The sequence below is a fragment of the Paraburkholderia pallida genome (assembly GCF_004524855.1).
Taxonomy (GTDB): Bacteria; Pseudomonadota; Gammaproteobacteria; order Burkholderiales; family Burkholderiaceae; genus Paraburkholderia; species Paraburkholderia oxyphila.
In genome coordinates, this window is sequence record NZ_CP038149.1 from 1,241,387 (window position 1) to 1,255,228 (window position 13,842).

Consider the following 13,842-nt stretch of genomic DNA (forward strand, 5'->3'; position numbering starts at 1 on the left):
CTGTCAATAGTCTCCGGACAACAACGCTCCGGCGCTGGGGACTTTCGTTGCGAGCCCCAGTTTCTTGAGCATTTGCCAGGTCGTACAGGCCGCAGCCGACACCACCGGTATGCCCGAGGCGCCCTGCACGACCGGGATCGCAGCCAGAGACGGCATCTGTACGCATGCGGACAGGACGAGCACGTCGATATTCGCCAGGGAAACCTTTTTGTAGATCTCGACAAGCGCCATGGGATCGCGCGCACCCACCTCCAGGTTGTCCGGGATTTCCAGTGCGCAATAGTCGTGGACTTCGAAGCCCTCGTTTTCGATGTAGTCGACCACCAGTCTGGTCAGCGGCTTCATGTACGGACAGATGATCGAGATGCGCCGCGCCTTCATCGCAGTGAGTCCGTCGATGAGCGCCCCGGCACTGGTGACGAGCGGAGCGGATCCACCGTTCAGAACGGTGCGCTGCTGAAGCCGCAGTTCGGATTGGCGGTGATAGCCATGGCCCATGCTCATGATCGCGACGAGACACGCGTAGCCGATCACGTCCATGCGCGCATCGGACAGCTCATCCGCGCAGCGGTCCGAGTCCGCATCCATGCGCTCCAGCTCAGACTTCGTGACATGCTTCATCCGCATCCGGCTCGAATGAAACGTGAAACGCTCCGGAAGGACCGACTCCCGCGCGCGCAACACGGTGGGAATTTCGGTTTCCATCGTCGTATTCGAGCTTGGCACGATCTGGCCGACGCGGATTGCGCGCGGCTTCTCTGTGGTAAACATGTCGAACCTCTCAGATCGCGACAACGGGGTTGCGCAACGTGCCAATCCCCTCGACACCCAGCTCCACCACATCGCCTGGCTTCAACCATTCCTGAGGCGTTCTTCCAGCGCCTACCCCTGACGGTGTCCCCGTGGCGATGATGTCGCCCGGTTCCAGCGTGATGCCAGAACTGATATCCGCGATCAGTTGAGGCACCTTGAACAGCATGTAGCGTGTGTTGGACTTCTGCTTTTCCACGCCGTTGACGTTCAACCAGATCGCCAGGTTGTGGGGATCGGGAATCTCGTCGGCTGTCACGATGCACGGTCCCATAGGCGCATAGGTATCCTGACCTTTCGAGAAAATCCACTGCCCTGCGCGGCGGCAATCGCGCGCGCTGATGTCGTTCAGGACGCAGTAGCCGAACACATGGGACATCGCGTCGCTCTCGTCGATCCGCGTGGCAGTCTTGCCAATGACGACCGCGAGTTCCGCCTCCCAGTCAAGCTGCTTCGTGATCTTGCCGTTATGCTGGATCGCGTCGCCATGGCCGATCACCGTCGTCGGCGGCTTCGAGAAAATAACAGGCTGCTTGGGCAAATCGGAGGACGTATCGAGCGAACGCGACGACTCTGCAACGTGCTCGACGTAGTTCAGACCAATGCCGAAAATATTCTTGCGAGGACGCGGAATGGGTGCCAGCAACTTCACATTCTCGAGCGGCGTCGCCACACCCAACGGCCACGCATCGCCCGTCTCGGCGATCAAGGCGGCGCATTGCTTCAACGCAGTGGGCGATGCGTCGATAAACTCCAGCATGCTGCCCGGTATCGCGAGGCCGTGTGCCTCGCCGAGCTTTTCGAGGTCGATGGCCAGATTCCCCACTATCGCGCCGAGGCGCGTTTCGAGGTCCCGATTACGATAGGTGATCAACTTCACATTGCTCTCCGATTACGGTTGCGCGGTCCTTTGAGGACTCGGCATTTGTTTGCCACGCTGGTGGTCAGTGCTCGGCCTGATGTCCGCCGTTGTCCGTGTATGCTTCCTCGCGATACAGGCCCAGCGAACGGATGACCGGCAAGTCGTTGAACGAAAAGAGACAGGCATCTTCGGTATCCGACGCGTTCACATGCTCGTGCAGCGCCCACGAAGGCACGCAGAATATGTCGCGCTCCTCCCAGTCGAAACGGCGCCCCGCGATGATCGAGTGGCCTCGTCCTTTCGCCACCTGATACATCACACTTCCGGTATGCCGGTGAGCCTGGGTCTGCTCGCCAGGACGCAGCATCTGCATCGCCGCGCCGATTGTCGGCATGACGTCTTTGCCGGTGACGGGGTTCACGAATTGCAGCATCGTGCCGTCATAAGGCGAAGCGTCGCTAACACTCGCGTACCGTTGCAAGGCTTCGTAGGTGGCGTCCCACTGATACTTGAACAACGGCGAGTAGGGTTTTGCCCACACGTGATTCACGGGCAAGACGCCTGGGCCGCCGTAGGTCTTGGCCGAGTCGTCGATGGGCTTTGTCACCTCCTGAAAGCGCTGCGGATGGACTTCGTAGAAGTTCGCTTCGAGGGCGTTGATCAAGGGAATATCGAGGCCGTCCTGCCAGATGCACCAGCCGCCGTCCGCGCGCACCCCATGCTGGTGCCAGGTGCCGTTCGGCGTGAGCACGAAATCTCGCGCGCCGAGCGGAATCTTGTGCCCGTCGACCACGGTATAGGCGCCGCTGCCTTCCATGATGAAGCGCAGCGCGGAAGCCGAATGACGGTGTGCCGACGCCTCCTCCCCGGGTCGCATCACCTGCAGGCCCGAGTAAAGCCATCCGACGCATGCGCTCACGTCCTTCCGGTTGGGATTGGTCAGCATCACGACCCGCCGCCCCGCCTTTTCCGGTGTCACCAGTTCGGCCGAGCGGATCACGAGATCGCGCAGATCCCGGTAGCGCCACAGCGTCGGCACGGAGGACGAGCGCGGCTCCCAAGGCTCGATGTCGTTTGCCACCGTCCACAGCGCACCGGCGTCATACTGCGCCAGTTCCGCGTAGTACTGCACGAGTTCAGGCGTGTCCTGTACGTTCGCGCGGCCAATTACGTCGTCTCGCATGTTGGTCTCCTCAATCGTCAAAAGAATGGATCCGTGCAGCGCACGCCCGCGGCCGTGGTGTCGTCTGTTTTCGAAGCAGACAGGTCAGCGCGTGCCTGTAACGGCCTGCTGATTTGCAAGGGCGGCTGCTCACTCGCGTTAATACGCAGATCGAAAATATCGAAGCGGTTGTAGTGCCCGACGATGTCGTGCATCTGCTTTGGCTGGATGCAGCGAGCCAGATCCACTTCGGCATAGACGATGCCCTCTTCGTCGATCAGCGGATTTCCGACGACGCGCCCGTCCGGCCCGATCACGCCCGAAAATGCGCTATTGCGGCGCGTGAGAAGCGACCTGGCTTCATCACATTCGGATTCCATTGCGGCAACGATCTCTTCCGACACGGTCGAGCACGAGACAATCGTGAAGACTTTCCCTTCGAAGCTATGTGCCATCGCCCGTACCTTGATGGCCTCGGCCATGTCATAGTCGGGCGGCGCGACCGGCAGCGCGATATAGCTGGCGACATGAATCAGTTCGCCCTGTGCCAGCAGGCTGAAGCGGGCGAGCGTATTGGTGTTTTCGCCGCAAGCGAGCGCGCCGAGCGGGCCAATCTCCGTTTGATGCACCTTCAAGCCGCTCGCGTCGCCGTTCCCCCACGTGAGCTTCTCGGCCCAGGTCGGGACGAGCTTGCGGTGTCGCCCGAGCAGCCGGCCGTCCGAACCGATGGTCAGAATGGTGTTGTACAGCGTGCCCAGGCTGTGCGACGGGCGCTCGTTGACCCCGATGACAACGTACGCGTTCGCTTGCCGCGCCGCCTCGCAAAGCGCGTCGACTTCCGGACCCGGCACCGTGATCGACTGCCGCACCAGTCGCTCGAACCACGCGCTGCCCTTGACTGGAGACATCATCCAGCTCCAGTAGGGGTAGCCGGGAACGAACACCTCCGGAAACGCGATCAGGCGCGCTCCGTTGGCGGCAGCCTCATGAATGAGCCTGACCGCTTTTTCGATGGTCGCCTGCGTGTTCAAATACACCGGCGCAGCCTGGATCGCTGCTGCAATGAATGATGGAGTACTAATCATATGACAGTCCTTCCGGGAGTCGATCGATCCCATTTCTCAACCGTAGTTAAATGCTTCAGCCTCATCAGCCCGCTATCGGCGGACCGGTGGAATCCGCAGGTCAGGCCCGCACAGCCATCACTTTTCCGTCATCGAGCATCTGCAGGCGGACACGTTCGCCTCGCGCCATCGTCCCTTCGAGCTGCGCGACAACCCAGGCTTCGGGTTCGGTGCGTACCGTGGCCAGTACCAGCGGCTCGTTTTCCGGTGCTTCAGCGCGACTGAAGAGGCGTGTGATCTGTTCGATCGTGCCGACACCGGCTTCCATAGCACGCCAATGCATTCCACCGCACGCCGGGCAAAAGTAGCGCTCGGGAAAGAGCGTCAATTGACAATCGGCGCATTGATAAACGTGAAAGATCATTCGATACGCTCCATGACGACGGCATTCGCGCACATGCCGTAGCGATATTCGACCATCCCGTAGCCACTCACCACGGCCGAGCGCGCGCCTTCGACCTGGCGCCCCGCCGCCTCGCCGCGAAGCTGCCTGATTGCCTCTACGAGACCATGCATGCCACCGGCTGCGCCCGCCTGTCCCGCGGAGAGCTGGCCGCCCGATGTATTCACGGCCAGCTTTCGCGCGGCGATCCGCTCGATCAAGTCGCGTAGATCGCCGGATGGCGCGAATCCGAGGTCCGCCAGCTGGATGAGGACCATCGCCGGGTAATCGTCGTAGACAGACACGATATCGACTTCGTCCGGGCCAAACCCAGCCGTCGCCCACAGTCGTCCCGCGACATTCGCAAGGCCCGTCGTGAGTCCGTCTGCCTGCTGATGGTCGGGGTTGTGCCGTGCTTCCAGGGCAGTCACGCGAACCCTGTTCAACGGCGTGCGCCGGTCGTCCGACGCCATGACGACTATCGCATTCGCGCCGGAGACCACCGGAACGCAGTCGAAGCGGCACAGCGGCTCGGCGACGACCGGCGCGCCCAGGTAGTCGTCGAGCGTGAGGGGCGCGCGATATACCGCGTCGGGGTTCCCGGACGCCCATGCGCGCTGCGCCACCGCGATCGCGGCATAGTCGTGACGGGAAAGACCGTGGCGCTGCATATGGCGCGACGTCAACATCGCAAAGACCGCGTTGGGGCCCGAGAAATTCAGTGGGCGCAGGTACTTTCGTGTCGTGGCGTTGTAGTTCTCCGTCAGTTGTGCGAAATCCCCGGGGCCGAAATGATCGCCCGCTACGAGGACCACAACCGAGGCATCGCCCGATTGCACGGCTCGCACCGCATGCTGAAGCAGATTGATCCCGCTTGCCCCGCCATGACAGTCGTCCATCGTCCAGCGCGGGCTGATGCCGAGGCGCCACGCAAGGTCGATGGCGTGATCGGGAGCCAGCGTAAACGAAGCGACACCGAGCCCGTCGACGTCCGACGCCCGCAGGCCCAGTTGCGCCAGCGCCTTCGCGACGGCCTGAGCGAGCAGGCCGCCGGTCGTCACACCTTCGGGACGCCGCCGGTACGGAATCTCGACAGCGGCCGTAATCACGGCGCCATCGAAGTTTTTTGGCTTACTCATTGCAATGTTCCGACATCAGATTGGATTCACCCGATCAGGCCCGCTTCAATTGATAGCCCGCCGCCTCGCGGTCCCAGGTATCGATTCCGGTACCACGCTCACGCAACCGGTATTTCTGGATCTTGCCGTTTTCCGTCTTGGGCAGGTCATCCATGAACTCGATGAAGCGCGGGATGGCGAAATACGCGAGACGCGGCTCGCAGTGCGCTACGAGCATCTCCGGAGTCAGTGTCGAACCCGCTCGCAATACGACGGCGGCCATCACTTCGTCTTCTGCCAGTTCCGAGCGCACCGCGTACACCGCGGCGGTCTCGATGTCCGGATGGCTGAGCAGGGTCTGTTCGACCTCGTACGACGAAATGTTCTCGCCGCGGCGCCGGATCGCGTCCTTTAACCGGTCCACGAACCGGTAATACCCATCGGCATCGCGCACGACCCGGTCGCCGGTGTGGAACCAGAGGTTCTTCCACGCCTCGACCGTCTTCTCGGGCATGCCGAAATAGCCGGTCGCAAAGGCGAAAGGCTCGGTCGCGCGCAACAGCAGTTCGCCCGGCTGCCCGTCCGCAACGGGCTGGTCATGTTCATCGACGACGAGCGCCTCGAAGCCCTCAGCGACGCGCCCCATCCATCCCGGACGCTGGTCCGCGAGGCCACGCCCCAGCACACAGTTGGTCTCCGTGGAGCCAAATCCTTCGAGCAGCTCGATGCCGCTGCGTCCGGTGAAGTCGCTGAGAAACTGCTCCGGGACGCCCGGCGCCAATGCGATCCTGACTTTATGCGCGCGCTCCGCGTCGGTCGTTGGCTTCGAAAGCAGGATGGGAACCATCGCGCCGAGCAGATAGGTCACCGTTGCACCAGTCTCGATCAGCGAAGAGAAAAATCGGCTTGCCGAAAACCGCGTATCGACAATCAGAGAGGCGCCCGAAACCAGCGCCTGAAAGAAGCTGTTCAACGCGTTGGTATGGAACAGCGGAAGCACGGTGTAGAGGATGTCCGCGCGCGTAATGCCAATGTGCAACGCCGCATACACACCCCACCAGTAAAACTGTGCATGCGGACAAACCACGCCCTTCGAGAGTCCAGACGTCCCGGAGGTGTAAAGGATCGCAAGCGTATCGCCCGGTCCGATATTCGACGCCTCCACCGCATCGCCAAGTGGCGGCATGGGCTCGCAGGCGAGCGGCAGGGACGCCGCGGCCTTGCCGTCGTCGATCAGCCACACGCTTTCCAGAGCAAGTGCCGACAGTTCCAGCGTGGCGAGCGCTCCGGTCAAAGACGATTCGGCGACCAGCAGCCGGGCTCCCGAGTTCGCAAGAATGTGCTGCAGCTGCATGCCGCGCGACGCGGTATTGATCGGAACGACAACTGCGCCGAGCCATCCGCAGCCGAGCACGATTTCCATGAATTCGACCCGGTTCGAGCACATCAACGCAACGCGATCGCCCTGCCGGATGCCAGCCGCCTGTAATGCGCCAGCCCTGCGCGATGCCGCTTCGAGCGCGTCGGCGCCGGACCATTGTGTTGTCCTGTCGGAAAACAGCGGTGCTTCGCCCATGGCCGAAGCACGCGCCTTCAACAAGGCGGGCACCGTGCGCTGTGAAGCCGGTGCATGTAATCCTGGCGCCACGTCGGAAAAACCGGGCCGGGTCGGGTCCGTTGAAATTTTCATTTGCATGACTAAATAAATGAATAAATGAATCCGGACGAATTCAAGGCACGAAACGCCGAACGTCCGAAAAGACAGGTATCAGTTCACGACGAAAGCATTTCGCTTTCGGACCAACGATTCATCAGGGTATTGCTGGGCAGCGTTTCGTCCATCACCTTGCGCGCGGCTTCCATGCCGGCGACCGGCAACTCGCCCGCGTCGATCAACCCGATTTGCACCAGCACACTCGCCTGGTCCCAGTAAATGTGTTCATGGCAAAGCTTGTCGCCGCGAAACTTCACGATCCCCACAAGCGGAATCTCGACCTGGCGGCCAGTCGGCGCGATACCGGGCAGCAGCCAGTCGATTTCGCGCGTGTGGGTAAAACAGAACAGGATCTCGTCGACGATCTGCGTCGCGCCAACCGTGCGCGAGACGGGAATCTGCCGCGTGTCGGGCGGATTGGCGTGAATGAAGTGATGCTGGTAGAAGCGCCTCAGCGACGCGTAGCCCACGCCTCCCGTCATGGTTGGAACATGATTGACGTAGGGCTCGGCGACCATGGTCTGCATCGTCGCGTCGGCGTCGCGCGTTTCGAACTCGAGTTGCAGATGCCGTTCCCACAGCGCTTCGAGGTCATAGTGCGGTCCCAGCACCCGCCGCAATGCGCCGATGGTGCGATCGTGCGCGAGCGTGCTGGCCGATTTGTCGAAATGGGGACTGCCGAAGCGCGCGAAGGCGTGGTCCACGCCTTGATAGACATACAGGCTGACGTTGTCGCGCTGTCCGAGCGCAGCGAAGATCGTTGCGCGGGCGGCCTCGTTGCAGTGCGCGTCGTTGCCGGCGAAATGGAGCACGAGCCTGCCGCGCAGCGCGTGCGCGCGATCGACGAGGTGCTCGATGCCGACGCCGTAATATCCCACGCAAACGGAGGCGTCCGTGTGCGCCGCGGCCAGATACGCGAGCTTGCCTCCGAGACAAAAGCCCACCACGCCACAGTCGCCCGTGACCTCGGGCCTTGCGCGCAGCACGGCCAGTGCCACATGCAGATCCTCCACCGCCTCGTCGTCGCGAAACGCCTCCAGCAGCGCCATCGCCTTCTGCATGCCCGCTTCGTCCGGTTCGAGTTCGCATCCCTCGGCCTGGCGCCAGAAGAAGTCCGGGGCCAGCACGACATAACCCTCTTGCGCGTAGAGGTCGGCGACTTCACGGATATGCGCGTTGACGCCAAAAATCTCCTGACAAAGGATCAGGCCGGGACCGCTGCCTGACGGCGGCAACGCCAGGTATCCCGTAAAGCTTGTGTTGCCATGTTCAGAAATGCTGATCGTCGTACCACTCATCACTGACTCCTCCAGGCTTGTCCACTCCCAGGCGCCGCACAGTTCGCGAGGACACGACCATCAAGGGGTTCTCACACTTCGCGGCCTGAGGCTGCGGCACTGTTGAGAACAGTATACTGTTTACTTGCCATCCCACAAGAAATTTTTGATATGCACGTTTTTATCGTTATAAATCAATAACTTAACGATACAAAAATAGAATACTATTCGGCGATCAACCATGATAGAATTTCGAAAACGTCGACCCATGCACCTTTGACTATGGCAACGAAAACCCCCGTCGACTCCGCGAGTCAAGAACCCAAACAGAACATCCGCGAACGCGTCTATCACTACGTTCGCAACCAGATCCGAAAGGGTGAGGTCTCGTTCGAGCACAAACTCGTGGACCACGAAATTGCGGCCTTGCTGGGCGTCTCGCGTATGCCGGTGCGGGAAGCCCTGTTGCAGATGAAAAGCGAGGGCCTGCTGGAAGGCACGGCCCGCGGCTTCATCTTGAGGCGCTTCACGCCCACCGACATCGCGAACATCTTCGAGACCCGCCTGCTTCTCGAGCCCACTGCCGCCAGTGAGGCTTGCAGGCACACCACGCTCGAAGGACTCGGCCGCATGCGCTCCGCGATATCGGCGGCCGAGCAGGCCTACGCGTCAGACGACGCGGCTCGATTCATCGAGGCGTCGGAGGCGTTTCGCACAGCGTGGATCGGCATGGTGCCCAATCCGCACCTCGTCCAGACCATCGATCGGCTGCGCGACCATGTCGAAGCAGTTCGGCTGGCGACGCTGCGCGACAGGGAGGTCCAGAAGGCGGCGCTCGAGAACAATCGGGCCATTCTGGAGGCATTCATGCACGCGGATGCCGAAGCCGCGAAAGTGAAGACCACAGCCAGCCTGCGCCTCGCGGCGACGTTCTACTACACCACGCAGGAGGCCATTATTGGCGGGAGTTTCGACGAGACGCCCGGCCAGGCGCTCTCCCGCACGAGCGCGGCCAGAAAGGATGCTCGACCGGTGAAGGGCTAGGCGCTGTCACCTGCCGATTGACATTGGCGTCGAGTCACGCGGGCTTCACCGTGACACCGCCAGCAAGGCCGCGAGGCACGATCTTGAGAGGATATGGGATGGACCCGCGAGATTTGAACTTCTTCAAAGGCAGAACCGTTCTGGTCACTGGCGCCACGGGCGGGCTCGGGTTGCAACTGGTTCACACCTTCTCGCGATTCGGCTGCACGGTCTATGCGGCTGCCCGAACGCCGGGCCGCCTCCGCGAGCAAGGTCTGCCTTCCACGGTCGTGCCGATATCGATGGATCTGGCCGATCCAGCCAGTATCGATGCGTCGATACCGCGCCTTCGGGACACCAGCATCGTGATCAACAATGCCGGCGTCAACCGTGCGGATAGCGTTTTATTTTGCCGCGACGAGCACGCGGCGCGTGAAGAAATGGAAGTCAACTACTTCGGCCCTTTGCGCCTCGCTCGAGCGCTCGCTCCTTTCATGAGAGAGCGGCAGGAAGGCCTGTTCGTCAATGTCCTCAGCGTGCTTTCGATTGACCACCTGGTGGCATGCGGGTCGTACTCGGTATCCAAGGCAGCGGCCCACTCTCTCACGGAAGGCATGCGCGAGGAATTGCGGCCGTCCAACGTGCGTGTCATCGGCGTGTATCCCGGCCCCATGGACACCCCGATGAGCGCCGGGCTCCCCGTCGCCAAGGTCTCTCCGCACGATGTGGCCAACATGATTGTCGAGGCCATACTGTCCGGCGAGGACGAGCTGTTTCCCGGGCCCGAGGCACGCGATCTTCGTGCGCGGTGGAAGGGAGATGGCGCGTGTGCCGACCACTAGCGTCTTGCCGCCCGCACGGGCGCGGGGTTCGTGGTCAAGGAAGGGGTGATGGCGTGGCGAACAATTTCCGGGTTCGTCACCCGTCGTTGGCCAACAATTCCAGCCCTGCGTATTGATTAGCTATCCTGCGCTTTTTTCTTTGCTCGGCCACCCGTTGCCGCCGTAGCTCTCTTACGTCGCGACGCCGCCCCCTTCTCCTGAAGTGAGCGCGCGCGGGCCTCTCCCAGCGCGATCAGGGCGTCGGTGAGCTGCTCCATGTGCCGTTTCATCGATCGCGCATCGCCCGACTGCAGCGACACGAAGGCGCCGTCGAAACCCATCATGCCGAAGTACGCAAGGTCTTCGGCCTCCGCCGGCGCCATCGCCTCCCCCTCTGCGCCAAACGCGTTGCGGATCATCTCCTGCATGTAGTTGCGGCCTTCGTTGCGCACCTCGATCACCGTCTGCATGGCCTCCGGCTCCCCGGCCTCGTCGCTCATGACCATGACGAACAACAGGCGCAGGAAGTTCTCGCGGTGCTGGAACACCTCGCCCGTCTTCCGCAGGTACCAGCCCAGACGTTCGCGCGGCGTGCCCTCCGGTGGATTCTGGTGAGCCTCGTGCATGGCCGCGAAGAAGCCGTGCGCGCCGCGCGCCATGACCTCCGCGAGCAAGCCGGCCTTGGAGCCGAAGTGATGGTAGATCGCGCTCTTGGGGATGCCGGTGGCCTCCACGAGCGCCGACATCGAGGTGCCGGCGTAGCCATAGGCCGACATCACGCGCGCTGCCGCGTCGAGAATTTCCTGGCGCGATCGCTGACCGCGCCGATTGCCGATTTGCTGTGAATTTTCCATCCCGCAAGTATACGTCCCACGCACCTCCGCAAATTATTGGACCAATTGGTCCAATAATCGTTTCCCCTGGGTGGTCACTTTTGGACCCATCGGTACAATTCGTTCGTCGCAGGCGTGGGTTGCACCGCCACGTGGCGAAAGAACGAATGGAGACCCTCATATGACCCAGCAATTCGACGCCGACGTTGCCATCGTTGGTTATGGCCCAACCGGCGTCATCGCCGCGCTCACCCTGGCGAAGCACGGTATTTCCAGCGTCGCGTTCGAGCGGCATCGCGACATTTATCCGCGCGCCCGTGCCGTGACCGTCAATGACTGGACGATGCGCATCTTCCAGAATCTGGGCGTCGACGAGCCCGTGCTCAAGCAGATCGATCCGCAACGCGCGCTGCGCTGGATGCGCTACGACGGCACCGAAATCATGCGCATCGAGCATCCGCCTTCGACGCTCGGCATCAAGCCGCGCTTCTTCAACATCTATCAGCCGACGATGGAAGCCGCCCTGCGCGAGTGCGCCGCTCGCTACGGCCGCGAAATCGACGTGCGCTACGGCCAGGAAGTGGTGTCGCTCGAGCAGGATGACGACGGCGTCACGCTCACCTCGAGAGACGCCGCGACGGGTGAAACACTCAGCACACGCGTGCGCTACGTGATTGGCTGTGACGGCGGCAGCAGCGCCACGCGCGGCATGATGGGCGTGAAGCTGCTGGGCGATACGCTCGATGTGCAGTGGATCGTGATCGACTGCCGCGTCAAGCGCTGGTGGCCGGACCGCAACCTGCTGACCTTCTGGTCCGACAAGGAGCGGCCCGTGGTGGACATCGCGTTGTCGGGCGGCAATCACCGCTGGGAGCTGCCGCTCAAGCCCGGCGAGAGCGAAGCCGACTTCCAGACGCACGAGCAGGTTTGGCCGCTGCTCAAGGCCCTTGGCGTGAGCGAGGCCGATGTCGAGATTCACCAGTACGCGTTCTACCGGCATCACACCCGCATGGCCGACCAGTGGCGCGTTGGCCGTGTCTTCCTCGCGGGCGACGCCGCGCATCTGATGCCGCCTTGGGCCGGCGCGGGGATGCAGACCGGCATGCGCGACGCGTTCGACCTTGGCTGGAAGCTCGCGGGCGTGCTCAACAAGACCTTGCCTGAGCACTTCCTGGACACCTACGAGACGGAACGCCGGCCCAACGCGACCTTCTATACGCAGCTCGCCGTTCAGCTCGGCCGCATCATCAAGCAGGAGCTTTCGGAAGAGGAACAGGCCGCGCTGCATGCACCGCCTCCGGAGAATGCGCCCGAGTCGCCGCTGATCGCACCGCCGGTGCTGGCCGCCGGATGGCTGCGCGGCCCGCTCGCCGACGCAAGCATCGTCGGCCGCATGGTGCCGCAGCCGGTCGTGGGCGACAACCGCGGCGCGATGGCACGACTGGACGATCTGCTTGGCGACGGCTTCGTGCTGCTCGGCGACGACATCGACCCCGCCACGCTACTCACGCCTCAGGAAAAGGCAGCGTGGGACAAGCTCGGCGCGCGCTACATCGCGTTGCGTCAGCAGGACGAGCACACGCAGGGTCCCGACGAGTTCATCGATCTGGACGGCGTGCTGCGTCCCTGGCTGCGCAAGTACGGCGTTCGTGCGGTGGCGCTGCGGCCCGATCGCTTCGTGGCCGCCGCCGACGTGAGCGGCCTCGCCGTACCCGCCTGATGCGCCGGGCGACAGGGAAACTGCGCCGATCAATGAAGCAATGAAGGAGAGAATGAATTGAGCACAGTGACGGAGCTCGGCTATGTCGGCATCGAGGCGAGCGATCTGGCGGCCTGGGAGCGCTTTGGCGTCGATCTTCTGGGCATGCAGGTGGGCAGCCGCAGCAACGAGGCCTTGACCCTGCGGATGGACGATGCCGTACACCGCTGGATCGTCGTCGAAGGCGATGCCGACGATCTCGCATTCACCGGTTTCGGCTGCGCGACGCAAAGCGATCTCGACGCCATTGCCGCGCGGCTGCGCGCGGCCGGCAACACGGTCACGGAAGGCGACGCGCAGCTCTGCGCAGCGCGACAGGTCCAGCGCATCGTGGTCACCTCCGACCCGCTCGGCAATCGTGTCGAACTGTATGTCGGGCTGGCCGTTGCCGATACGCCGTTCGCGTCCGGGCGGCTGGTATCGGACTTCGTGACGGGTGCGGGCGGCGCGGGGCATCAGGTGCTGATCGAGCGAGGCATGGATCGCCAGGTCCTGCTCGACTGGTATGGACTCCTTGGTTTCAAGGTGACCGATGTCATCGATCAGGAATTGGCGCCGGGCATTGTCGCAAGCGTGACGTTTCTGCACTGCAATGGCCGCCATCACACGGTGGCGCTGGCCAACATGCCGTTTCCGAAGCGCATGCATCACTTCATGGTCGAGGCCACCGAGATCAGCGATGTTGGCCTGGCCTACGACCGCTGCATGGACGCGAAGCAGCCGTTCGAAATGACGCTCGGCATGCATCCGAACGACCGCATGTTCAGCTTCTACGTGCGCACGCCCTCGGGCTTCAACGTGGAGTTCGGTTGGGGCGGGCTGGTCATCGACGAGTCCAGCTGGCAGGTCCAGCACCTCGACAGGCTCAGCAGCTGGGGGCATCGGCCGCCGAATCTCGTGGCGGACCTGCTTCAGGCGTGATTGCGGCGCCACCGGACGCCGCCCCATCGGTGCCGC

Annotated in this window: 13 protein-coding genes; 4 read left to right on the top strand and 9 right to left on the bottom strand. The window is 62.6% G+C overall.

Annotated elements, in window-relative coordinates:
• Window positions 1-3: 3 nt before the first annotated feature.
• From E1956_RS20755 to E1956_RS20790, 8 genes are all read right to left on the bottom strand, one after another.
• Window positions 4-771 (bottom strand): maleate cis-trans isomerase family protein, encoded by a 768-nt coding sequence (locus tag E1956_RS20755; RefSeq protein ID WP_418789303.1) that lies wholly within the window; start codon window positions 769-771, stop codon window positions 4-6.
• A 10-nt stretch (window positions 772-781) separates the two neighbouring features.
• Window positions 782-1,690: a fumarylacetoacetate hydrolase family protein gene (locus E1956_RS20760; RefSeq protein WP_134752470.1), complete on the bottom strand. Its 909-nt coding sequence runs from the start codon at window positions 1,688-1,690 to the stop codon at window positions 782-784.
• Between the two features lie 64 nt (window positions 1,691-1,754).
• Window positions 1,755-2,855, bottom strand: coding sequence for a cupin domain-containing protein (locus E1956_RS20765; RefSeq protein ID WP_134752472.1), 1,101 nt, complete (start codon window positions 2,853-2,855; stop codon window positions 1,755-1,757).
• Window positions 2,856-2,872: 17 nt separating this feature from the next.
• The gene (locus E1956_RS20770; RefSeq protein WP_134754686.1) at window positions 2,873-3,919 is read right to left on the bottom strand and encodes a carbon-nitrogen hydrolase family protein; all 1,047 of its coding nucleotides are present in this window, start codon (window positions 3,917-3,919) and stop codon (window positions 2,873-2,875) included.
• Window positions 3,920-4,019: 100 nt separating this feature from the next.
• Window positions 4,020-4,322 (bottom strand): zinc ribbon domain-containing protein, encoded by a 303-nt coding sequence (locus tag E1956_RS20775; protein ID WP_134752474.1) that lies wholly within the window; start codon window positions 4,320-4,322, stop codon window positions 4,020-4,022.
• Window positions 4,319-5,479 carry a thiolase family protein gene (locus E1956_RS20780; RefSeq protein ID WP_134752476.1) on the bottom strand — a complete coding sequence of 387 codons (1,161 nt, stop codon included), beginning with the start codon at window positions 5,477-5,479 and terminating at the stop codon, window positions 4,319-4,321. The genes E1956_RS20775 and E1956_RS20780 overlap by 4 nt, the downstream gene beginning before the upstream one ends.
• 34 nt (window positions 5,480-5,513) lie before the next feature.
• Window positions 5,514-7,148 (bottom strand): ATP-dependent acyl-CoA ligase, encoded by a 1,635-nt coding sequence (locus E1956_RS20785; protein WP_134752478.1) that lies wholly within the window; start codon window positions 7,146-7,148, stop codon window positions 5,514-5,516.
• An 83-nt stretch (window positions 7,149-7,231) separates the two neighbouring features.
• Window positions 7,232-8,470: a dienelactone hydrolase family protein gene (locus E1956_RS20790; protein WP_134752480.1), complete on the bottom strand. Its 1,239-nt coding sequence runs from the start codon at window positions 8,468-8,470 to the stop codon at window positions 7,232-7,234.
• 261 nt (window positions 8,471-8,731) lie between these two features.
• On the opposite strand from E1956_RS20790, the gene E1956_RS20795 reads away from it, so the two are divergent.
• Window positions 8,732-9,493 (top strand): GntR family transcriptional regulator, encoded by a 762-nt coding sequence (locus tag E1956_RS20795; protein WP_134752482.1) that lies wholly within the window; start codon window positions 8,732-8,734, stop codon window positions 9,491-9,493.
• Between the two features lie 98 nt (window positions 9,494-9,591).
• The gene (locus E1956_RS20800; RefSeq protein ID WP_134752484.1) at window positions 9,592-10,314 is read left to right on the top strand and encodes an SDR family NAD(P)-dependent oxidoreductase; all 723 of its coding nucleotides are present in this window, start codon (window positions 9,592-9,594) and stop codon (window positions 10,312-10,314) included.
• Window positions 10,315-10,430: 116 nt separating this feature from the next.
• On the opposite strand, the gene E1956_RS20805 is transcribed toward E1956_RS20800, so the two are convergent.
• Window positions 10,431-11,147, bottom strand: a complete 717-nt coding sequence (locus tag E1956_RS20805; RefSeq protein WP_134752486.1) for a TetR/AcrR family transcriptional regulator — start codon at window positions 11,145-11,147, stop codon at window positions 10,431-10,433.
• A gap of 160 nt (window positions 11,148-11,307) precedes the next feature.
• Between E1956_RS20805 and E1956_RS20810 the strand changes: the two genes are divergently transcribed.
• On the top strand, window positions 11,308-12,846 hold the full coding sequence (locus tag E1956_RS20810) for a bifunctional 3-(3-hydroxy-phenyl)propionate/3-hydroxycinnamic acid hydroxylase (protein WP_134752488.1): 1,539 nt from the start codon (window positions 11,308-11,310) through the stop codon (window positions 12,844-12,846).
• A 66-nt stretch (window positions 12,847-12,912) separates the two neighbouring features.
• Window positions 12,913-13,806: a VOC family protein gene (locus tag E1956_RS20815; RefSeq protein WP_232071851.1), complete on the top strand. Its 894-nt coding sequence runs from the start codon at window positions 12,913-12,915 to the stop codon at window positions 13,804-13,806.
• Window positions 13,807-13,842: the final 36 nt, after the last annotated feature.